The sequence below is a fragment of the Novosphingobium sp. 17-62-19 genome (genome assembly GCF_002256775.1).
In the GTDB taxonomy this organism is placed as follows: domain Bacteria; phylum Pseudomonadota; class Alphaproteobacteria; order Sphingomonadales; family Sphingomonadaceae; genus Novosphingobium.
The window spans coordinates 15,540-35,985 of record NZ_NCII01000097.1; the positions used below are offsets into that span (position 1 = coordinate 15,540).

Consider the following 20,446-nt stretch of genomic DNA (forward strand, 5'->3'; position numbering starts at 1 on the left):
GTTCAGATATTTAACAGGTTCAAGGATTGGTATTTGCAGGCGGACGTTGCGGCTGAACCGGGCGCACGCGCGGGACGTTCACCGATGGCGCAGCCTCATTATCCCGCCGCCCGGTGGCGCGGCTCAGGAAATCATCGTTGGCGGCCTGGGGCACGTCCGGCGGCGGATCTTCGGGCAGTGCATCGGGATTGAAGACGCTGTCATCCTCTTCACGGCCCCGCCGCCGCGATGGATCGACCAGATTGCCCTGCTCGTCGACGTAGAAATAATCGTCAGGATTGACCAGCATCGCTTCGTCGTCCGGCTCAAGCTGCCATTCCGGCAGTTTCAGCTCGGTATCGAACTTTTCAACCGGACGCTTGGCCGTCGCCACTTTCATGAACGCTGCAAATGCCCGCGCCGGAGCCGCACCGCCCTGCAAGCCGGGCACCGCTTTGGCGTCGTCACGCCCCATCCACACACCTGTGGTGATCCCGCTCGAAAAGCCGAGGAACCAGCCGTCCTTGTTGGACGATGTCGTGCCGGTCTTGCCTGCCACAGGCCGTCCGATCTGGGCCGCGCGTCCGGTGCCGATGTTCACCGCTGTCTGCATCAGATCGGTCATGCCTGCTGCAACATAGGGGGGCACCAGTTGCTGCGCGGATTCCGGGCGATACTGATAGAGCAGCTCGCCCTCGGTCGTCGTCACCTTGCGGATGCCATAGGGCATGACCGACATGCCCTTGGCCTGCACCGAAGCGAACGCCCGCACCATATCGATCACCCGCGCTTCAGACGATCCCAAGACCATGGAAGGCAGCGTGTTGATCGGCGTGGTAATGCCAAAGCGGCGCGCCATGTTGGCAATCTGCCCAAAGCCCACTTCGTTGCCAAGCTGCGCCGCCACGGTGTTCTTGGAGTAGGCAAAGGCAGTACGCAGATCGATCTCACCGGCATAGCGCCCGCCATCGTTGCGCGGGGTCCAGCCTTCGATCGTCACCGGCTCATCCACCACGCGGTCATCGGGGGTGTACCCGGCTTCGAGTGCGGTGAGATAGACGAACAGCTTCCACGCCGACCCCGGCTGGCGCACGGCGTTCACCGCGCGGTTATAGTTCGACGAGACGTAATCGGTGCCGCCAACCATCGCCAGAACTGCGCCATCGCGATCGAGCGACACAAGCGCACCTTGCGCGCCCTTCGGCGCAAACCCGGCAATCGCACTGGTCGCCGCCTTCTGCATCACCGGATCAAGCGTGGTCCACACTTCGATCGGCTGGTCATTCTCTGGCAGGATTATATCAAGCTGCGGCAAGGCCCAGTCGGTGAAATAGCGCGCGGAGTTCTGTCCGGCGCGGTCTTCGACCATCTTGACCTTCTTGAGGTCCACCGCCTGCGCTTCCTGCACGGTGAGGTATCCGTTCGATTCCATCGTCTGCAGCACCACGCCCGCGCGGCCCACGGCAGCCTTGGCATCGGCCGTTGGGGAATAGCGCGAGGGTGCCTTGACCAGACCGGCGATGATCGCGGCTTCGGGAAGGGTAATCTCCTCGCCCGAATGGCCGAAGAACTTGCGCGCCGCGCTGTCGATGCCATAGGCACCGCCGCCGAAATAGACCTTGTTGAGGTAAAGTTCGAGGATCTGGTCCTTCGAAAATTTCTGCTCCAACGCCAGCGCCAGAATCCATTCGCGCGCCTTGCGGGCAAAAGTCTTGGTGTTGTTCAGGAAGATGTTGCGCGCCAGCTGCTGCGTGATCGTCGATCCGCCCTGCTTCCAGCTTCCGCTTTCCACGCGCACCATCAGCGAACGGATGATACCGATAGGGTCGACGCCCCAGTGGCTGCGATAGCGCCGATCTTCGACCGACACCATCGCATCGCGCATCGGCTGCGGAATGCGCTCATAGGGCACCCACTTGCCATAGCTGGGGCCGAGCGTGACGAGTTCCGTGCCATCGGCAGCACGCACCACGATCATCTGCCCGGTCTGGGTAGACTTCAGCTCCTGATAGCCCGGCAATGACCGCATGGTGACCGCCACGGCCACTACCAGCGTGATAGCGCCCAGCAGCGCAAAGCCCGCGCCCCACACCATCGTGCGGCGGAACAGGCGTCCAAGTTTCGAACCTCTTGCAGGTTGCGGATCGGACCTGCCGCCGGTCGAGCGGCGGGGAGTATCCCGTCTGGCCATCAGTCTTGCACCGCTTCCTTCATTCCGGCCGGGGCGCCCCCCGGCACAAATCTGCGGCTCTTTGCATAGGCCAAACGTAACACAGGGTTAACCGCTAATCGCCCAACCGCGTTCCTCAGTCTTTCGGCGTGAAGTCCAGTGACGCGCTATTCATGCAATAACGCAGCCCGGTGGGGGCCGGACCATCGGGGAAAACGTGTCCCAAGTGGCCGTCACACCGCGCGCATCGCACTTCGGTGCGAACCATGCCGTGCGTCACGTCGGTGTGCTCGTCCACCATTTCGGGATCGACCGGGGCATAGAAGCTGGGCCAGCCCGATCCGCTGTCATACTTGGCATCGGACGTGAACAGCGGCGCACCGCACCCGGCACAATGATACTCGCCCTCGGCCTTGTTCTTCTCATAGGCTCCGGTGAATGCACGCTCGGTCCCGCCCTGGCGCAGCACATGGTACTGCTCGGGCGAAAGCCGCTCGCGCCATTCGGCCTCGGTCAGGTTCAGCTTGTCGGGCATGGGGAAATCTCCTTTGCCGCCCAATATGGGTGGCCAACCGGCACTGCTCAATAGTGCGTTTTTTCGTCGGGCTTGGCCAGTTCATAGCAGCGCGCGATGTCGAACTGGTCGATTGCGCCGTCAGCCTCCATTGCCGCGCGCGCTTCGGCAATCGCGCGGTCGGCCGCTACAGTACTGCCGCCCTTGCCGGTCACGTCTTTGCGCGCCCGGTCCGCCAGCACCATCGCCAGAGTCTTCATGTCACGCGCCGCCGCGCTCATCCCCTCGCGCGCATGGATTTCCTCATAAGCGAGGTCGAGTATCGCCGCGCACTGCGCCAAACTTGGCACCTTCAGCGGCGGCACAGTTGCATCAAGCCTTGCCACACACGGCCCAGCCAGCGCGGCCAGCGCCGCGTCAGGATCCGGGGCGGCCTGCAACGCCTGTACTTGGCCTGCGATCTGCGTGCGTACCGCCTCACGCGTCAGCCCTGCTTCGCGCATCACACGTTCGCCCGTATCGGCAAAGAAGGTTTTCCCACGTAGCGCCAGCGGAGGCCAGCCGGGCAGTGCATTACCGCCCGCCTGCTCCATGGCGACGATCGCGAACGCGGCAGAACAGCGCAGGTCGGCGTGTTGCGCCTCGCTCAAAGCCGGAGCAGGCGATTGAGCCAGAACCGGCGAAGCTGCTAGGAACAGGGCAGGCAAAAGGGCAAAAATTCGCATTGCCCTGCCATAGCCGCAAAAAAGGGGCCGCGAACAGGGCTTCCCGTTCGCGGCCCGTGACCTTGGCGGTCAGTTTTGGCGTGTCCCACAGGATAAGAGGCAAGACACGCGCTGGAGATACGTGGAAGGTCAGCCCGCAGCCGCCTCGTTGCAGCGGGCAAGGTCTTCGGCGGCCAGCTCACCCTGCGGCGTGGCAAAGCGCGCCACGGGGCCGACCTTCTGGGCCAGGCGGGCGCAGACGATCACCGGGCGCGAGGTATCGCGGCCTGCCGAACATTGCGCGCCTTCGCACTTCCACAGCAGGCCCTTCTGGACCAGCTTCTGCTGGCCCTCCATCGGACGGGTCAGCGTGGCGGAATAGAACGGACCGCTGGCAGCGCGCACAGGCGCGGCGGTCAGGGCAAAGCTGGCAGCCGTGCCGACAAGTGCGAGGGCAGCCGGAAGGATTTGGCGAAATGCGCCATTGCGGTTTGCGAACATCGTGTTTCCCCTAGATCATATGTGTTTGGGGCCACGGAAATGTGCGTTTTGGAGAGGATACTATTTCCGTTGCGAATCACTACTTATCGCGGTAGGTTTTAAGTTGCAACTGGAAACTTAAATAGGTCTCGCAAATGGGCTATGCTCAAGACGATATGGAAAAAGCCAACGCCTCCCACATGCGTGAACCCTTATGCGACATCGCCCAGTGCGGACTCCCCCTCGCGCTTGAGGCGATGGGTGAACGCTGGTCGTTCATGATCCTGCGCGCGGCGTTCAACGGCGTCCGCCACTTCGAGGATTTCCTCGAAGCGCTTGGCATCGCCCGGAACATCCTTTCCAACCGCCTGTCAAGACTGGTCGAAGCTGGCATTCTCAAGCGCGAACATTGCGCCAATGATCGCCGCCGCATCGAGTACCGCCTGACGCCCAAAGGGCTGGACCTGCTACCTGCCATGCTCGCGCTGCGCCAATGGGGCGAAAAGTGGGAGCTTGGCGTGCCTGCCAATCCAGTGATGTGCGATAGCCGAGACGGCCAGCCGATTGCGACGATCAGCATCGTCGCGCATGATGGCCGTGTCCTCACTCCTGCCGATCTTACCTGGCGCGAATTGAGCGAACTTCAGGCCGATCCGGCGCCCGCGGCGCTGCGCAAAGTTCTGTAAGCCTGTTTCTGCGATGAAGAAGGGGCCACCGGTTGCAGCGGTGGCCCCTTTAGTTTGGCCCGGGGGGGGACTGATTTCCTCCGGGCGGGTTGGGCTGGCGCTATATTGCTCCAGCTCAAACCGGGTACGGCCGCACCGCAGACCTTATTTCCGTGCCATCGCAGTGCGCGGGCGCAGATCGTCCTTGGCGCGACGCGCATCGGCCAGCGACTTGAAGTAGCACTGGCGAGCGGATTCGAATTCCACCTGCGGCAGATCCTTGCGATCGAATTCGCAAGCCTGCTTGGCAGCAGTGCGCAGGCGGTTGTCCAGTTTGACCTGGCCTTCCTTGGTCGACAGGTCAAGATCGGCATAGCCGACGACGCGGGTCCCAGCAAAAGCAGGCTGGCTGGCAGAAACGGCAAGGCCGAGGAGGCCGACGGCGAACAGAGTCTTGTTAAGCATGGCGATATCCTTCGGTCACATGGGTGCCGGAAGATGTCCGGCCGGTGTTTGTTGCTGCGGTGACCTCAAGGCATCTCGCCGGGGGTTCGGGGTCTGGCCAGAGGGCCTTGCCAGTCACCGCATACATTCTCCCTAGGCATGTCCCCGATCCAAAGCGCGCCTCCCTCGACCAAAATTCCGCTACGTCCGACAAAGGCTTAGCGGCTCCGACGAACGACAGTTGTGGGTCCATGAACTGCAGGTGTGACAATCGTGCGGCGTTTCCATAAGCTGCGCGCGACGCATGGCGATTCTGATCACCTTCCTCCTTGGCGTGGGCAACTTTGCGCTGCACCACGCGGTCATGGCCAGCGGGCACCCGATGCTGGGGCGCGTGCCATGGCTCACCCATTCGCTCGGCGGGCGCGTCACGCTGGTGGTAGAGTTCCTGCTGTTGTTTGCTGCGCTGATGTTCGCATCAGAAGGCAATGCCGGTGGCCCGATTGCCTATGTGATCTATTCGGTGCTCAACAGCTTTTCGGCTTGGCTGATCCTGACGGATAGAGTGTGAGAGAACGGATATGAGGAACCGCTGGGCCTTCTGCCGGTTTGGCGAGGCATGACCACTTCTCCCCTCTGGCTAGTGACCAACCCTGCCAGCGGCAGCAACACTCCCGAAGCCGTCGACGCCCTGTGCGCCACGCTTTCGCCTGCTCGGACGATTGCGTTTCCGGCCGAACAATTGCCCACCCGCGCCGATCTTGAAGGTGCAGGCGTTCGCACGCTCGCGGTGTTCACCGGCGATGGCACGATCAATTCCGCCGCAGCCGCACTGGAAGGCTGGAGCGGCGCGCTGCTCGTCCTGCCCGGCGGCACACAGAACCTGCTGTCCAAGGCGCTCCACGGGGACCGCTCACTCGATGCGATCCTGGCAGACCTGCCCAATGCCCGCCGCACCCGCCGCCGTGGTATCCGCACGTCACAGGGCATGTCGCTGATCGAAGTGCTGGCTGGCCCCGGCGCGATGTGGGCTGATGTGCGCGAAAGCGTGCGTGACCTCGATCTTGGCGCGATGGCAGAGACTTTTGGCAATGCCCTGCGCGAAACCCGCGAAGGCCCCGCCGTTCACCTTGCCGATCCGGCAAAGGGCAAACCCGAAGGCTACCGCGCCGTCCTCCTTGCCCCAGAAGCGGACAAGGTGCTGGTCGAAGGCTATGATTTTGCCGACCTTGGCGAATTCGCCGCGCAAGGCTTTGCCATGCTGGTAAAACGCAATTTCCGCGAAGGCCCGCACGACGATATTGGCGTTTTCCCCACAGTCACCGTGCGGAGCAATGCCGCCATCGCCCTGATGATCGACGGCGAACGCCGCGACGGTAGCACGCAGGAAACATTCACCTGCGAAGAAATGGCGCTCGATTTCCTGTCCACCAACGCACCCGAACCTTGACCATCAGGACCGCAGCGTCGATCACCACCAGCCCATGACCCGTCTGTTCCACATCAGCGACATCCACTTCGGCCTTGAAGACCGCCGCGCGCTCGATTGGGTGGCGCAATGCATCGCGCGTGAAAAGCCTGATGCCGTGGCGATCACCGGCGATCTGACGATGCGCGCACGCCACCGCGAATTCAACGCCGCCTGCCACTGGATCATGGCGCTGGACGTGCCGGTCACGGTCGAGGTCGGCAATCACGACCTGCCCTATTTCAACCTGATTGAACGTTTCACCGATCCCTATCGCCGCTTCCGCGCGATAGCGACTGTATTGGAACGCGAGATTGACCTGCCCGGCATCGCTATCGTCCCGCTGAAAACCACGGCCCGTGCCCAGTTGCGGCTCAACTGGTCAAAGGGCAATGTCAGCGCCTCCGCCCTGCGCCACACCCTCGCCGCGATAGACACCCTGCCCCCCGGCACCCGCGCCGTCGTCACCTGTCACCACCCGCTGGTCGAAGCCGGAACGCGCGGAAAGGCCCTGACGCGCGGCGGCAACAAGGCACTGGCCGAACTGGCAAAGCGCAACGTGCTGGCCGTCCTGTCCGGCCACGTCCACGATGCGTTCGACCTGATCCACCCCACGAAGCACGGCCCGGTCCGCATGATCGGCGCAGGCACACTCAGCCAGCGGGTCCGCTCCACTCCGCCCAGCTTCAACGAACTGACGCTGCACGAAGGCCAGATCACCGTCCGCGTCCGCAATCTCGAACACGTGCCCAGCCGCGATATGATGATCGACGATGTGCCTGAAAATGCCCTGCCGCCACGTGCTGAAGGCGAGCCAGTGGCGCCAATAGGTGCCGTGCCTCAGATTGATCCGCCGGTGCATTGAATGGCAAACCTGTCCATTGCAGACAGGCTTGTTTGGTTAACTATCATGGCACCACGGCTAAGGATTGCACCGCACGAACGCTGATGCACGTTCGCAAGTGTCGGTCACTAAATTCCCGGTTGCAAGATTGGCGCGCCATCAATTCGATCCATAACCCTCGCGTCGGCCACAAACGGGATTGCATCATGCTTGACTGGTTCGAAAAGGAAGCGCCGATCCGGCAAAAATTCAGCGTGTTGCTGGCCATCTACAGCGGGCTTGCATTGCTGGGCTTGGCGGGTACAATGCTTGCCGCCTTTGATCTGGCACCGATTGCAGTTTCGCTTGGTGTCTCGCTGATTGCTGTTTCCGCCATTGTTGGGACGTCGCTGATCGCCAAGGATCGCGTGTGCCGACCTTACGTCAACACCGTGGTCCGCATGGAAGCCTTGGCAGCCGGCGATACCGACAGCCACATCCTTTACACCGACTATCAGGATTGCGTCGGACGCATGACCAAAGCGATGGCTGCGTTCAGGGACAACGCGGTGGAAGTGCGCCGGGCCAAGGAAGCTCAGGAAAGCGTCGTCGGCGCATTGAAATCGTCGCTCAGCGATCTGGCTGACAACAAACTCGATTGCATGATTCATCAAAACTTCCCGGGCGGCTACGAGGAATTGCGCCTCGATTTCAATCGCGCTGTGGAATCGCTGGCGGGCGCTATCACAAGCGTGAGCCAGACAGCACAAACCGTTCTTGTCGGGGCCGAGGAGATCAACAAGGCGTCGGATGATCTGGCCCGGCGCAATGAACAGCAGGCCGCAAGCGTCGAGGAAACCTCCGTAGCACTCAATCAGGTAACTCAAGGCGTCAACACGATGGCCCGCTCGGCAACCGAGGCGCAAAGCTCCATCGCCCAGACGCACGAAGAAGCCAGCAATGGTGGCGCGGTTGTCGAAAAAGCTGTCGATGCAATGGCTGCCATCGCCAAGTCAGCAGACGAGATCGGCCAGATCATCGGCTTGATCGATGGCATTGCCTTTCAGACCAACCTTCTGGCGCTCAATGCCGGTGTCGAAGCGGCGCGCGCTGGCGATGCGGGTAAGGGGTTCGCCGTCGTCGCCACCGAAGTGCGCGCACTGGCACAGCGATCGGCTGACGCCGCCCGCGATATTCGCGCATTGATTTCCACATCCAGCGTGCAGGTTGCATCCGGCGTGGACCTCGTGGGGCAGGCCGGGACAGTCTTGTCCGGGATTGTCAGCCGGGTCGGGGAAATCAACGGCTTGGTTGCGGCAATTGCCGCCAATGCGCATGGTCAGGCAGATAGTCTTCAGCAAGTGAATGCGGCTGTGGGAGATGTTGATCGCGTAACGCAACAGAATGCCGCGATGGTGGAGGAGTCCACGGCGGCCGCGCGGTCCCTTTCGCAGGAAGCCACCGAGCTTGCCGAAGTGGTGCAACGGTTCGATACAGGCAGGCGTGCCCAGACTGTAAAGTCCTTGTCCACCCGCAAACCCGCTGCTGCTCCTGCACCGCGCTATCCGACGGCTGGGAACGCCGCTCTAAAGATAAACAACGACGTCGATTGGTCGGAGTTCTGAATGCCAGACTACTGCTGAAACGCCACGACCTTGACCGTGAGCGACACCTTGTTCGCCTGCACTTCAAACAACAGGTCGATATTGGGATGCGCGCCGGGCCGCACCTTGGCATCCGCTGTATGCTCGCCAAATACCGCAAGCCCATGTTCGGCGGCTTCCGGCGTCAACGCACCAAAGTTTTGGCCAAGATACTGGTAGACTGAAAGCGAGCCTTGCTTGCCCGGTTCGTTGGGGATGCTTGCCACCACTTCACCGCTGGCGTCGATCAGGTCTATCCGGGCGATACCTTCGATGGAGGGAAGTTGCGCAAGGTTGTCCTTGAACGATGCGCCCGCCTGAATCCTCGACTGCATATTGTCCATAAAATCAGCCTACACCCATGTTGTCTATCAGCCGCGCCGCGCCGATGCGGGCAGCCACGAGAAGCCGGGCCTTGCGCCCGCCCCATGCGAACAGGTTTTCCAGCGTCGCTGCATCGCGCAGATCTCCGTAGTCGACCGAATTGAACCCGGCGGCAAGGATTTCGGCCTTCATCGTATCGAGACTTTCGGTCACGTCTGCCCCGCCTTCGATCGCGGCAATGGCGCGCCGCATGGCGGCCGAAAGCTGCGCAGCCTGTTCGCGCTCGGCATCGGTCAGGTACTGGTTGCGGCTGCTCAGCGCGAGGCCGCTGGCTTCGCGCACCGTTTCCACGCCGATGATGTTGTCCACATGCGGCAGCGTCAGGTCCAGATCGCTGGCCATGCGGCGGATTACCGCCAGTTGCTGCCAGTCCTTTTCGCCAAACAGCGCAAAATCGGGCCGGACCTGATTGAACAGCTTGCACACCACCGTGGCCACGCCATCAAAATGGCCGGGCCGTGCGGCACCGCAAGCCACCTCGCTCACGCCCGAAACGCTGATATTCGTCGCGTAACCTTCGGGGTACATCTGGTCCACCGTGGGCGCCCAGAGAATGGCCACGCCCTCTGCCTCCAGCAGCGCGGCATCGGCCGCCATACGGCGCGGATAGGCGTCCAGATCCTCGGTCGGGCCGAATTGACGTGGATTGACGAAGATCGAGGCGATGACGTGGTCAGCGCGGGCGCGTGCCTCGCGCACAAGCGTCAGGTGCCCTTCATGCAGCGCGCCCATTGTGGGCACGAAGGCGGTGGTTTTTCCCCCGATTTTAAGCGCGTCGACGGCCTTGCGCAGGTCTTCCAGCCGGTTGATCGTTTGCACCTTGGCACCCACTCCACTAAGTCGGAACAGATGGGCGATAGGGGGGCCGGCGGCCTCTCGCAAGCCCGCCCGACGCATCTGATCAAGAGAGAAAAGACCTTGTCCACTGGCCCGCATCGCATCGTCTTCGCCAACGAAAAGGGCGGAACCGGCAAATCCACCACAGCGGTCCACGTCGCCATTGCGCTGGCCTGCCAAGGTGCGCGGGTGGCGACGATCGATCTCGATTCCCGCCAGCGAACGATGCACCGCTATTTTGAAAACCGCGCCGAAACCATGCGCCGCCGCGACATTTCGCTGCCCTCCGCCACGTTCGAGGTCTATTCGGGCGACAGTATCGAAGAACTGGACGCGATGACCGCGCGGCTGGCCGAAGCCCACGATTTCCTGATTTTCGACACGCCGGGCCGCGATGATCCCCTCGCCCGCCATGTCGCTACCCGCGCCGATACGCTGGTGACCCCGCTGAATGACAGCTTTGTGGACTTCGACCTGATCGGACAGGTGGACGCCGAAACATTCAAGGTCCGCCGCCTTTCGTTCTACGCCGAACTCATCTGGGAGGCGCGCAAGAAGCGGGCGATGGCAACGATCAAGGATGCGCGCCGGGAAATGGATTGGGTGGTCGTGCGCAACCGCACCGGCTTTACCGAAGCGCGCAACCAGAAGCGCATCGACACCGCGCTGACCGAGCTTTCCAAGCGTGTAGGTCACATTGGTCGGCGGATTGAACCTGCCGAAGCTGAATCCTGAACTGCCTCTAGATGCACCTAAAAGCACCAAGACTGCACTTGAGAGCGCTGCCTGATGGTCAAACTGCTCACGATCGTCGCCTTGGCGTGCGTTGCTTGCAAGCTGCTCGCCGGGCGATGGCCGTGGGAACTTCTGGCAGGCGATCCGCGCGACCGGAACGAGAAGAAAGCGCGCAATCTGCTCGGCCTGTCACGCGATGCCGCCTATGATGACGTGATCGAAGCGCATCGCCGCCTGATCCAGAAAGTCCACCCCGACCGCGGCGGCACCAACGAAGCCGTCCACGAAGCCAACGCCGCGCGCGACCTTCTCCTTGCCCGCCTGTCCGACCAGCGCGATTCCTGATCGCGCATGACGGGGCATAAATTTCACCCCTCGATCCTGCGCGAATACGACATTCGCGGCGTTTTCGGCGAGACGCTGTCAGTGGAAGATGCACATGCCGTGGGGCGCAGTTTTGGCACTGTGGTGCGGCAGCGCGGCGGTACGCGGGTCGCGGTGGGCTATGACGGGCGGCTCAGTTCGCCGGTGCTGGAACACGCGCTGGTTGAAGGGTTGCGTGCCAGTGGCGTGGATGTGGTGCGGATCGGGCTTGGCCCAAGTCCGATGCTGTATTTTGCGGCTACGCCTGCCGCAAAAGCCCTATTTCCAGAGGTACAGGGCGGCGTTCACGTAACCGGTAGCCACAATCCCGCCAATCACAATGGCTTCAAGATGGTACTTGAAGGGGCTGCGTTCTTTGGGGCCGACATAGTCGATCTCGGGCGCATCACCGATGAAGCCGCGTGGGTGAGCGGCAACGGGGGCGTCCATCACGCCGACGTTGCCGAAGCCTATGTCGACTGCCTGCTGGGTGCTCTCGATGGCGTCGCCACCGACGCTCTCAGCGCCATGCGCATCGGCTGGGATGCCGGGAACGGCGCGGCTGGTCCCATCGTCAACGCGCTGACTGCGCGCCTTCCCGGATACCATGTCCTTCTTCATACGAGCGTGGACGGCCATTTTCCCAACCATCATCCTGATCCGACTGTGGAATCCAATCTCACCGATCTTCGCGCCGCTGTCGCGGAACAATGCCTCGACTTTGGAGTGGCATTCGACGGGGATGGCGACCGGATCGGTGCAGTGGACGCAAAAGGCCGGGTGATCTGGGGGGATCAGTTGCTGGGCATCTATGCGCAGGATCTGCTTCGCGAGCAGCCTGGATCAATGGTTATCGGCGATGTGAAGGCCAGTTCCACGCTGTTTGAGCGCATTGCCGAGCTGGGCGGACAGCCGCTGATGTGGAAAACCGGGCACTCCCCACTAAAGTCCAAAATGAAGGAGACTGGTGCGCCGCTGGCCGGTGAGATGAGCGGGCACATGTTCTTTGCCGACAGATATTTCGGTTTTGACGACGCACTTTACGCCGCCGTGCGCCTGATAGCCGCGACGATCCGAATCGGAACCGCCCTGACTGCCCTGCGCGATGCGATGCCGGAACGTGTGGCCACGCCGGAATTGCGCTTTCAGGTGGACGAGGTGCGCAAGTTTGCAGCAGTGGACGAAGTGCTGGGCCACCTGTTGGCCGATGGCGTGCCGGTAAATCAGATTGACGGCGTGCGCGTGGAAACGCCCGATGGCTGGTGGTTGCTGCGCGCATCGAACACGCAGGATGTGTTGGTCGTGCGCGCCGAAAGCAAAAGCGACGAGGGCCTTGCCAGCCTCCTTGTGGAAGTGGACAGGCGCCTCGCCGCTGTAGGGCTGATGCGCGGCCCACAGGCCACGCACTGATCAACAATCAGGCGGCGGTCGATTTGCTTCCGCCACCCCAGCCGATGGTTCCGCCTTCACGCACAGCCTCGCGGTTGTCCGCCGATCCGGTGGTGGTGACGCGGAGATTATTCTGCACATGCTTCACGCCGCTGATGTCATCGACACAGTCTTCGGCCCGACGCTTTTCCATGCGTGTGCTGACGGTTCCCGTCAGGGTTACTTCACCCTCATCCACCGCAACCGAAATTTGCCGAGCATCGACCAGCGGATGATCGGTCAGCCGATCATTGGCATCCTCACGAATGCGCTCGTCCGAACGCGTGTAGTCGCCCGGCCCGCGACCGCGATGGTCCTGTTCGCGGCGGCGTTCGGCATCGTCATCGCCGAACCAGCTGCGCACTTCATCGACCGCGCGATCCATGAAGCCGCGCGGGTCATCCTCGCGATAGGCACCGCCGCCGCTGTAGCCCGCGCCACCGCCGGGATACCCTGCACGACCGCCCCAGGCGCCGATGCCCTGGCCATAGTCGGATGACGTGAACCAGCCGGCACCGTTGGTGCTACGGTTGCCATGGGCGTCCTGCCAGCGTGAACGGCCAGTGCTCCCGGACTGACCATATGCGTTCTGCCCGCTGTAGTGACGGTCGCCGACCTCCCAATCGCGTGTGCGCTGATCACCGCGCATGTCATCGCGTCCATAAGAGCCGCGCCCGTAGGAATCCGTGGGCGTTGCAGCCCCGGTCGTGCCGGAACGCTCCCAGCGGTCGCGTCCATACTCACCGGAATAGTCGCTGCGGGAATGATCATCGCCTGCCATGCGGTTGCGGCGCTCTTCGTCCCAGCGGTCTCGCGATTCCCAGTCGAAGCGGTTTGCCATTGTTGCTCTCCTTCAGTCTGGCATTCTGTCTGACCATCAAAAAGTGGCCTAAGACACTGTCCTGTAAAGAGAACGTATGCGGGCAAAGATGGTCCCCGGCGATCATCGCACGCATCAGGCACCTCGTCGCGCCATCGCTTTGCGCTTGCCAAATCCGCCGCCCCTGACGCATCACGCTTCGCCTTGAACGCGCAGGAAAACGAATGCTCATCGGGATCGATCTGGGAACCACCAACAGCGCGGTGGCCCTTTGGCAGAACAACGAAAGCGGCGGTGAAGCCGTGCTCGTGCCCAATGCTTTGGGCGCGCTGCTGACGCCGTCCGCGGTTTCGGTTCTGCCTGATGGCAATACGCTGGTCGGCGCAGCCGCACTGGAGCGCATGGGCCTGAAGGACGGGGCGACCGCGACCAGTTTCAAGCGGCTGATGGGCACCGACCGCAAGCAGAAGCTGGGCAAGAAGGAGTTCTCTGCCGAGGAATTGTCGGCACTCGTCCTGATGTCCCTGCGCGATGATGTGACCGCACACACTGGCACGCGGCCGACCGAGGCGGTGATCACCGTGCCCGCCTATTTCAACGACCGCCAGCGTAAGGCCACGCGCCGTGCGGGCGAGCTGGCGGGCCTTACCGTGCGCCGCCTGATCAACGAACCCACCGCCGCCGCGCTGGCCTTTGGCCTGCAGGACAAGGAAGAGCGCGAGCCGTTTCTGGTGTTCGATCTGGGCGGGGGCACGTTTGACGTTTCGATTGTCGAGATGTTCGAGGGCATTGTAGAGGTGCGCGCCTCTGCCGGAGACAACCGGCTGGGCGGCGATGATTTCAACAGTGCGATTGCCACGGCGGTGCGTGGCAGGCTCGACCCCGATGGCCTGCTGGGAAAGATTGACGAGCGCCGCGCCGAGGCGCTGCTTTTGCAAGCAGCCGAGCGCACCAAACGGGGGTTGAGCGAGGGGCAAGAGGCGGAATTTGCGCTGACCATCGGGGGCACGCGCCTATCCACCGCCGTTACTGCAAGCGAGTTCGAGGCACAGGCCGAAGGGCTGATCCGGCGCCTGCGCGATCCGGTGGTGCGCGCGCTGCGCGACAGCCAGATCGATGCCGCATCCTTGAGCGAAGTGGTGCTGGTGGGTGGTGCAACCCGGATGCCGCTGGTGCGCAAGGCGATCACGCGGCTGTTCGGGCGGTTTCCCAATTCGTCAGTCCACCCCGATCATGCTGTGGCGCTGGGCGCGGCAATTCAGGGCGGGTTGATTGCGCGCGATGGCGGCCTTGAGGAAATCCGCATTACCGATGTGTGCCCCTTCACGCTGGGGATCGAGACAGCGGAACATTCGGCACGCGGCACGGTGCAGCAGGGGCTGTTCTCCCCGATCATCGAGCGCAACACCCCGGTGCCGGTCAGCCGTTCAGGCGTGTTCAGCACGATGGGCGATGGGCAGAAGCAGATCGAGGTGAAGATCTATCAAGGCGAGGCGCGCGAGGTTTCGGGCAATGTCCATCTGGGCCAGCTGAAGGTGCCGGTGCCGCCGCGCCCTGCGGGGGAGGTGGCCATCGATGTGCGCTTTTCCTATGACAGTTCGGGGCTGCTGGAGGTGGACGTGGAAGTGCCGCTGACTGGCGCGAAGCACAATCTGGTGATCATCGACGAAGAAGACCGCAAGGCCTCCAATGACCTTGATGCGCGGCGCAAGGCGCTGGCCGCGCTAAAGCAGCACCCGCGCGAGGAAGCGACCAACCAGATGCTGCTGGCACGGGCCGAGCGGTGTTATGAAGAGTTTCTGGGCGACGTGCGCGCGGTGGTGGGGGACCGCACGCGCATGTTCGTGACCGCGCTCGACAGCCAGGACCCGCGCCGCATTGCCGATGCGGCAGCCGACCTTTCCGGGCTGCTCGACATGCTTGAAGCGAACCCGCCGCTTTGACGCCCACGCAAGCCTGGCGCATCCTTGGAATTGCGAAGACGCCCGAGTTGGGTGCGATCCGTCGCGCCTATGCCGAGCGGCTGAAGGCAATGGACATCGACAAGGATGTCGATGGCTATGCCCGCCTGCGCGAGGCGCGCGATGCGGCGCTGCGCTGGGCCAGAATGCAGGCGAAACCGGCAATGAAAGATGCGCCTGACGCTCTTGCCGGAGTGGCGGATCTGGACGAGGCCGAGCCAGACAGGGCTTTGGAATCGTTGCCTGAATCTGAAACCTCAAGTTGGCTTTATGCTGCACCTGCGGCGCGGGGTGAGGCTGATCCAAGCCTGACCACGCGGCTGGGTGATACGGCACCCAAGCTGGATGTGACGACGGGCTTTTCTGCGGCGCAGGCCCCGGCTGAGCAGGCAATCGGGGTGGGGCGCGATCCTTTTGCGCGGCCTGTGCTGCTGGGACTTGAGGCGACGTCCGATGCGGTGATGCCTGCGTGGGCACACGAGCAGGCGCTGCACCGGTTGCTCTATGTGGAAGAGCCGCAGGACGACGAAGACGCCACCCCGCCCCCGCTGGAAGGCTGGCAAGAGGCGATGGCGCTGGGCCATTTGAAAGCCGTGCTGCGCCATGCCGAAACGGTGAGCGTGACCGCCTTTGACGAGATCGACAACTGGCTTGCGCGCGTGCTGGCAGGGGCGTGGCCGCGTTCTGCGCCACTGCTGGAGCCTGCGGCGGCGGTGTTCGGCTGGGAAAGCGAGCGGGGGCAGGTTTCGGAGCGGCCATCGGTGGCGTTCCTGAATGCGCGGCTGCGGGGATTGCGGTTCCGCGAAAAAGTGCTGGAACCCAAGCATCCGTTGCACAAGGCTTGGGTGGAATTGACCACACCGGCGCAGCAAGGGAGCCGCAAGGGCTGGTTCGTGAAGCGCGCCGATGTGGAGCAATTGCTGGCGGGCGTGCGAAAGAACTTTCCAGAAATCGAGCATCATTTTGATCCGTGGCGCGTGGCGCTGTGGGACAAGCCTGAGGGTGCGGGCACAGGTGAGGGTTGGTTCAGCAAGACGCGGCTGTGGATTTTCGCGGCCATTCTGGTGTTTCAGATCCTGCGCTATGCGCTGGCAGACTGGACGCCAGAGGCATCGAACCCGCCTCCACCGGTCGCCCTTTCTTCAAGCGAGATCGCTGAGGATGGCAAGGCGATCCAAGGCGCGCTGGACCGGATTTTCGGGCCGGAGATCACGCTGGAGGGGCTGAAGTCGCTCCAACCAGACCTTGCCGCGCTGTTCAGTGCTAACCGCACCATAGCGCGTAGCGATGGCAGTGACGCGGCGGGCTATGCGGCGAAGGTCCACGATCTGGTGCGCGAGCGAATGTATGCCACGGCGCTGGTGGAGAAAGGGCCGCTGCTGGCCGATGTGCAGCGGGTGCGCGCTGATCTGCTGCGGGCTGCGCGCAAAGTGGGCGGGGCGCAGTGCATGGCACTGATCCGCACGCGCAGGCTTGATCCGCAAGTGGTGGTGCCCGAAGCTGTGCTGTCCGCCGAGCGCAAACTGGCAGTGCGAATGCTTGACGCCAGCCAACTTGGCCCGCCAGCGCGGATCGCGCCCGGCACTGTCAGTGTGCCAGGCGCGCTGGTGGACAAGGTTATGACGCTGTCCGGCGTTCCTGAAGACCGCGTGCGCAAGGCGATGGACGGCAAGGGTTCTGACGCCGATCAGTGCGCTGTCACCATCGCGCTGATCGACGCGGCGCTGGCGTGGAAAGGCAAGGAGCGCGAGGCTGTCCTTTTGGTTCTTTGATGGCGCGCCTATCTAATGGTGCAATGACGCTTCCCGCATCGATCACCGACTGGTTCACCGTCCGGGGCTGGCGCGTGCGGCGGCATCAGAGCGAGATGCTGGAAGCGGCGCGCAGCGGGCAACATGCGCTGCTGGTGGCCGATACCGGGGCGGGCAAGACGCTGGCTGGGTTCCTGCCGACGCTGGCGGCCTTTGCAGGTGATGATCCGCCGGGGGACGGGTTGCACACGCTCTATGTCTCGCCGCTGAAAGCGCTGGCGCATGACGTGCAGCGCAATCTGCTGACGCCGGTGGACGAGATCGGACTGAAGGTCCGCATCGAGACGCGCAGCGGCGATACGCCGTCTGACCGCAAGGCGCGGCAGCGGGCGAAGCCGCCGCATGTGCTGCTGACCACGCCGGAATCGCTCTCGCTGCTGTTGAGTTACCCGGAAGCGGCGACGATGTTTGCGGGGCTGCGGCGGGTGATCGTGGACGAGGTTCATGCCTTTGCTACGGGCAAGCGGGGGGACTTGCTGGCGCTGTCGCTCGCGCGGTTGCAGGCAATTGCACCCGATATGCGGCGGGTGGCGCTTTCCGCCACGGTGGCCGATCCGCAGGACTTCTGCGCGTGGCTCGCGCCCGATGGCAATGCGGCTTCGGTGCGGCTGGTGGAAGGGGAGGAGGGCGCGAAGCCGGAGCTTTCGATCCTGCACCCCGAAGACCAGCGCGTGCCGTGGGGTGGACATGCGGCGGCGTGGGCCGTGCCGCAGTTGTATGACGAGATCAGGCGCAACAACACCACGCTGATCTTCACCAACACGCGGTTTCTGGCCGAATACATCTTCCAGCTGCTGTGGGATGTGAACGACGACAAGCTGCCCATCGGCATTCACCACGGTTCGCTGTCCAAGGAAGCACGGCGCAAGGTGGAAGGGGCGATGGCGCGGGGCGAATTGCGCGCGCTGGTTTGCACTGCCAGCCTCGATCTGGGGGTGGACTGGGGCGATGTCGATCTGGTGGTGCAGATGGGCGCACCCAAGGGATCGTCGCGGCTTTTGCAGCGGATAGGGCGGGCCAATCACCGGCTCGATTGCCCCAGTCGCGCCCTGCTGGCTCCCGGCAATCGCTTCGAGTTTCTGGAGGCCTTTGCGGCACAGGAAGCGGTTCATGAAGGCAAGCGCGACGGGGAGGAGTTCCGCGCGGGTGGGCTGGATGTGCTGGCGCAGCATGTGATGGCCTGCGCCTGTGCGGGGCCGTTTGACGAGGCGGCGCTGTTTGCCGAGGTGCGTTCGGCCCATCCCTATCGCTGGATCGACGAGCCGCAATGGCAGCGGGTGCTGGCCTTCGTGGCGACAGGGGGATATGCCCTGCGGGCCTACGATCGGTTCAAGCGGATCGTGCGGGACAAGCAGGGCACATGGCGGCTGACGCATCCTGAACACGCAGCGCGGCACCGGCTGAACGCTGGGATCATCGTCGATTCCGAGATGCTGGAAGTGCGGTTCCGCAACGGGCGCTCGCTGGGCAAGGTCGAGGAAGGCTTCGGCGCGACGCTATCACCGGGGGATACGATCCGATTTGCGGGGATGGACCTTGAGGTCGAGGGCGTGCGCGATCTGGAATTGATCGTGCGGGCGGCCAAGAAGCCGGGGCAAATTCCCAGCTACATGGGCGCAAGGCTGCCGCTGACGACGCACTTATCAGACCGGGTGCGAGGACTGATGGTGGACCGGGCGGGATGGTCGCGGTTCCCTGATGACGTGCGCGAATGGCTGGAAATGCAGGACTGGCGCAGCAGGTTGCCGGGGCCAGGGATGCTGCTGGCGGAGAGCTTTCCGCATCAGAACAAGCACTACACAGTGTACTACACCTTTGAGGGGTGGAACGCGAACCAATCGCTGGGGATGCTGATCACCCGGCGGATGAACGAGCTAGGCCAAGTGCCGCTGGGATTCGTGGCCAATGACTATTCGCTGGCAGTGTGGGGGGCGCGGCCAGTGGACGATCCCGCACCGCTGCTGTCCCCCGACATTCTGGCGCATGAATTTGTGGAATGGGTGCAAGAATCGCACCTGTTGCGCCGCGCCTTCCGCGAGGTGGCAGTGATTTCAGGGCTGGTGGAACGGCAGCATCCGGGCAAGCGCAAATCGGGCAAACAGGTGACCTTTTCGACCGACCTGATCTATGACGTGCTCCGCAAATACGAGCCGGACCACTTGCTGATCGAGGCGGCCTGGGCCGATGCGCGCGCGCGGATGACCGATGTGGGGCGGCTGGGCGATCTGCTGGACCGCGCGGCAGGGCAACTGGTGCATGTCGAGCTTGACCGCGTCAGCCCGTTGGCGGTGCCAGTGCTGGTGATGATCGGGCGCGAGACAACGCCTGCCGGGGCGGCAGACGATGAATTGCTGATGGAGGCAGAGTCTTTGGCCGCAGCGGCGATGCGTGCGAATTGACGGGCCTTATCAACCGATCCACAGCCACAGGCCAGCAGGCAAGCTAAAGAAGTGGTAGTGGGCCCATGTGATCAGGAACCACACCAGGAATGCGATGATCCAAATGACGCCGATCTCGCCAGAATGTTCAAAGCGGGGCCAGAATGATGTCCGGCGCAGCCATGGACCATATTCGCGCTTGTTCCATTCGCCCTTGCGCTTGTCCTGAAAGTGCGAGCCGAGCAGCGCAAGCACGATCAACCCTGCCATCAGTATGATCGAGCGGCCTGTGGGTGCCGCGATGATGTGCCCCAGCGCCCAAAGCGCGATAGCCCACATCATCGGGTGCCGCGTGATCTTGAACACGCCCGAGGGGATCACGGTGCCAAGGCCTGCTGCGTTGTTCCCGGGCAGTGCCGGGTTGCGCGAGAACGATGGCAAAAGGAAAGCCGTGGCGACGATCGTCAGCATACTGGCCAGCGCCCAAGAAAGCGGATGCATCCCGTCCCACAGCGCGGAACCTGCATCTGTACGATCAAACACCACGATGGCCCAAGCCAGCGTGCCGATGGATACGAACGAATAGAGCAAGAGAAAGGCTTGTGTGCCGAGTTTTGCCATCAGAGCGCCACGCAGCGGTCCTGACATCACAAAGTGGGACACCACAAAAGCAAGTGTTGCCACCACAAGGTGGACCAACGAAGCATCCATTATCAGCCCCCATTTGCGTTGGCTCGATGCGGTCGTGTCCCACTGGGTGGTGTAAGAAGGTTTCCCTGACAGGGTAGCCACCGTCGATCTTCTGTTAGGGTTCGGATGCGAACTCGAACCTGGAGAAG

Annotated in this window: 19 protein-coding genes and 1 pseudogene; 11 read left to right on the top strand and 9 right to left on the bottom strand. The window is 62.9% G+C overall.

The window, feature by feature from the left end; all coding sequences use genetic code 11:
• Window positions 1–19: 19 nt before the first annotated feature.
• The 4 genes from B7X90_RS15605 to B7X90_RS15620 all read right to left on the bottom strand — a co-directional run bounded on the left by B7X90_RS15605 (window position 20) and on the right by B7X90_RS15620 (window position 3,868).
• Entirely contained in the window at window positions 20–2,170 is a 2,151-nt protein-coding gene (locus B7X90_RS15605; RefSeq protein WP_292625931.1) for a PBP1A family penicillin-binding protein, read from the bottom strand.
• A 115-nt stretch (window positions 2,171–2,285) separates the two neighbouring features.
• On the bottom strand, window positions 2,286–2,684 hold the full coding sequence (msrB, locus tag B7X90_RS15610; protein ID WP_292625933.1) for a peptide-methionine (R)-S-oxide reductase MsrB: 399 nt from the start codon (window positions 2,682–2,684) through the stop codon (window positions 2,286–2,288).
• Between the two features lie 47 nt (window positions 2,685–2,731).
• Window positions 2,732–3,388 (bottom strand): hypothetical protein, encoded by a 657-nt coding sequence (locus B7X90_RS15615; RefSeq protein ID WP_292625935.1) that lies wholly within the window; start codon window positions 3,386–3,388, stop codon window positions 2,732–2,734.
• A gap of 129 nt (window positions 3,389–3,517) precedes the next feature.
• Window positions 3,518–3,868, bottom strand: a complete 351-nt coding sequence (locus tag B7X90_RS15620) for a hypothetical protein (RefSeq protein ID WP_292625937.1) — start codon at window positions 3,866–3,868, stop codon at window positions 3,518–3,520.
• Window positions 3,869–4,047: 179 nt separating this feature from the next.
• On the opposite strand from B7X90_RS15620, the gene B7X90_RS15625 reads away from it, so the two are divergent.
• Entirely contained in the window at window positions 4,048–4,533 is a 486-nt protein-coding gene (locus B7X90_RS15625; RefSeq protein ID WP_292625939.1) for a helix-turn-helix domain-containing protein, read from the top strand.
• A 144-nt stretch (window positions 4,534–4,677) separates the two neighbouring features.
• Here B7X90_RS15625 and B7X90_RS15630 read toward each other — a convergent pair whose 3' ends face one another.
• Complete coding sequence (locus B7X90_RS15630; protein WP_292625941.1) at window positions 4,678–4,977, bottom strand: UrcA family protein; 300 nt, start codon at window positions 4,975–4,977, stop codon at window positions 4,678–4,680.
• Between the two features lie 283 nt (window positions 4,978–5,260).
• Between B7X90_RS15630 and B7X90_RS15635 the strand changes: the two genes are divergently transcribed.
• The 4 genes from B7X90_RS15635 to B7X90_RS15650 all read left to right on the top strand — a co-directional run bounded on the left by B7X90_RS15635 (window position 5,261) and on the right by B7X90_RS15650 (window position 8,872).
• Complete coding sequence (locus tag B7X90_RS15635; RefSeq protein ID WP_292625943.1) at window positions 5,261–5,527, top strand: hypothetical protein; 267 nt, start codon at window positions 5,261–5,263, stop codon at window positions 5,525–5,527.
• A 48-nt stretch (window positions 5,528–5,575) separates the two neighbouring features.
• Window positions 5,576–6,406 carry a diacylglycerol kinase family protein gene (locus B7X90_RS15640; protein WP_292625944.1) on the top strand — a complete coding sequence of 277 codons (831 nt, stop codon included), beginning with the start codon at window positions 5,576–5,578 and terminating at the stop codon, window positions 6,404–6,406.
• A gap of 34 nt (window positions 6,407–6,440) precedes the next feature.
• The gene (locus tag B7X90_RS15645) at window positions 6,441–7,289 is read left to right on the top strand and encodes a metallophosphoesterase (protein WP_292625947.1); all 849 of its coding nucleotides are present in this window, start codon (window positions 6,441–6,443) and stop codon (window positions 7,287–7,289) included.
• Between the two features lie 185 nt (window positions 7,290–7,474).
• On the top strand, window positions 7,475–8,872 hold the full coding sequence (locus B7X90_RS15650) for a methyl-accepting chemotaxis protein (protein ID WP_292625949.1): 1,398 nt from the start codon (window positions 7,475–7,477) through the stop codon (window positions 8,870–8,872).
• An 8-nt stretch (window positions 8,873–8,880) separates the two neighbouring features.
• On the opposite strand, the gene B7X90_RS15655 is transcribed toward B7X90_RS15650, so the two are convergent.
• Window positions 8,881–9,225, bottom strand: a complete 345-nt coding sequence (locus tag B7X90_RS15655; RefSeq protein WP_292625968.1) for a DUF2322 family protein — start codon at window positions 9,223–9,225, stop codon at window positions 8,881–8,883.
• Between the two features lie 13 nt (window positions 9,226–9,238).
• Complete coding sequence (panC, locus tag B7X90_RS15660) at window positions 9,239–10,093, bottom strand: pantoate--beta-alanine ligase (RefSeq protein ID WP_292625951.1); 855 nt, start codon at window positions 10,091–10,093, stop codon at window positions 9,239–9,241.
• Between the two features lie 99 nt (window positions 10,094–10,192).
• Between panC and B7X90_RS15665 the strand changes: the two are divergent.
• The 3 genes and pseudogenes from B7X90_RS15665 to pgmG all read left to right on the top strand — a co-directional run.
• Window positions 10,193–10,804 (top strand): annotated as a pseudogene (locus B7X90_RS15665) (division plane positioning ATPase MipZ); the annotation flags it as partial.
• A 96-nt stretch (window positions 10,805–10,900) separates the two neighbouring features.
• On the top strand, window positions 10,901–11,191 hold the full coding sequence (locus B7X90_RS15670) for a molecular chaperone DnaJ (RefSeq protein ID WP_292625953.1): 291 nt from the start codon (window positions 10,901–10,903) through the stop codon (window positions 11,189–11,191).
• Between the two features lie 6 nt (window positions 11,192–11,197).
• Window positions 11,198–12,619 (top strand): phosphoglucomutase/phosphomannomutase PgmG, encoded by a 1,422-nt coding sequence (gene pgmG / locus B7X90_RS15675; RefSeq protein ID WP_292625955.1) that lies wholly within the window; start codon window positions 11,198–11,200, stop codon window positions 12,617–12,619.
• Between the two features lie 7 nt (window positions 12,620–12,626).
• On the opposite strand, the gene B7X90_RS15680 is transcribed toward pgmG, so the two are convergent.
• On the bottom strand, window positions 12,627–13,478 hold the full coding sequence (locus B7X90_RS15680) for a BON domain-containing protein (RefSeq protein WP_292625956.1): 852 nt from the start codon (window positions 13,476–13,478) through the stop codon (window positions 12,627–12,629).
• A 203-nt stretch (window positions 13,479–13,681) separates the two neighbouring features.
• On the opposite strand from B7X90_RS15680, the gene B7X90_RS15685 reads away from it, so the two are divergent.
• Genes B7X90_RS15685 through B7X90_RS15695 form a run of 3 tightly spaced genes read left to right on the top strand, consistent with a single transcriptional unit; the run spans window position 13,682 to window position 19,628 of the window.
• A complete protein-coding gene (locus B7X90_RS15685; protein WP_292625958.1) occupies window positions 13,682–15,400 on the top strand; it encodes a molecular chaperone HscC in 1,719 nt (572 codons plus the stop codon).
• Window positions 15,397–17,190: a hypothetical protein gene (locus B7X90_RS15690; RefSeq protein ID WP_292625959.1), complete on the top strand. Its 1,794-nt coding sequence runs from the start codon at window positions 15,397–15,399 to the stop codon at window positions 17,188–17,190. Before B7X90_RS15685 ends, B7X90_RS15690 begins: the two co-directional genes overlap by 4 nt.
• A gap of 23 nt (window positions 17,191–17,213) precedes the next feature.
• Entirely contained in the window at window positions 17,214–19,628 is a 2,415-nt protein-coding gene (locus tag B7X90_RS15695; RefSeq protein ID WP_292625969.1) for a ligase-associated DNA damage response DEXH box helicase, read from the top strand.
• 9 nt (window positions 19,629–19,637) lie between these two features.
• Here B7X90_RS15695 and B7X90_RS15700 read toward each other — a convergent pair whose 3' ends face one another.
• Entirely contained in the window at window positions 19,638–20,318 is a 681-nt protein-coding gene (locus B7X90_RS15700) for an NnrU family protein (protein WP_292625961.1), read from the bottom strand.
• Window positions 20,319–20,446: the final 128 nt, after the last annotated feature.